This is a genomic window from Ruminococcus sp. 1001136sp1 (assembly GCF_039841815.1).
GTDB lineage: Bacteria > Bacillota > Clostridia > Lachnospirales > Lachnospiraceae > Blautia_A > Blautia_A faecis.
In genome coordinates this window covers 1-1,018 of sequence record NZ_JBDPGY010000068.1, presented here as the reverse complement: position 1 = coordinate 1,018, position 1,018 = coordinate 1, and the positions used below count along the sequence as shown (strand labels likewise).

The following is a 1,018-nucleotide window of genomic DNA, read 5'->3' as shown; positions in this document are numbered from 1 at the left end:
CTTTTGATTCTCATTGTTGATCTTTGTCTGCTCTCACAGACTAAATCGATGTCTTCCTATCTTACGTTTTAACGTTTGTATCAAGGATATTTGATTAAACTTTAATCAAATTTACATGTATGCAGTTTTCAAGGTACATTGTATAACTTTGACTGATATTTTATCAGTCATTAGAAATCTTAAACATCAGATATCTTCCATTTAAAACCTCTAATCACTGGTAAAACCAGTTATCATAACAGCACTTCCCTACTGATCGGGTTAACACCAGTCTCTCGGTCTTCGTCTTTTACCGTTCTGTTTCCGACAGAACTCACTTACCGGTGTCTGTTTCTATATGAACAAGTTACCCACTTGTTTTTTTCTTTGATCCGGCGCCCACCTGCTCTCCCACATCGTCTCCAATGCAGTACCATCGGCCGCTCAGGTCTTAACCGTCGTGTTCGGGATGGGAACGGGTGTTTCCCCTAAGCGCATCGACACCGGAAGCTTTATTTACTTGGCGAGGTACTTCCGAGCTTAGTAAATAAGCTTGTTCTGCGCAGCAGAACTACCTCTTTTTCCTTGATAACTCAACAGTAAAACACATTTTTCTTCTCTACTTCTTCCTTAGAAAGGAGGTGATCCAGCCGCACCTTCCGATACGGCTACCTTGTTACGACTTCACCCCAGTCATCGGTCCCGCCTTCGGCAGCTCCTCCCTTGCGGTTAGGTCACTGACTTCGGGCGTTACTGACTCCCATGGTGTGACGGGCGGTGTGTACAAGACCCGGGAACGTATTCACCGCGGCATTCTGATCCGCGATTACTAGCGATTCCAGCTTCGTGCAGTCGAGTTGCAGACTGCAGTCCGAACTGGGACGTTATTTTTGAGATTTGCCCACCCTCGCGGGTTCGCTTCCCTTTGTTTACGCCATTGTAGCACGTGTGTAGCCCAAATCATAAGGGGCATGATGATTTGACGTCATCCCCGCCTTCCTCCAGGTTATCCCTGGCAGTCTCCTCAGAGTGCCCACCA

2 rRNA genes are annotated in these 1,018 nt (G+C 46.6%); both read right to left on the bottom strand.

Annotated features, from left to right (window positions below):
• Positions 1 to 369: 369 nt before the first annotated feature.
• Positions 370 to 487, bottom strand: a 5S ribosomal RNA gene (rrf, locus tag ABHC48_RS20535).
• 126 nt (positions 488 to 613) lie between these two features.
• Positions 614 to 1,018 (bottom strand): 16S ribosomal RNA (locus tag ABHC48_RS20530); the annotation flags it as partial.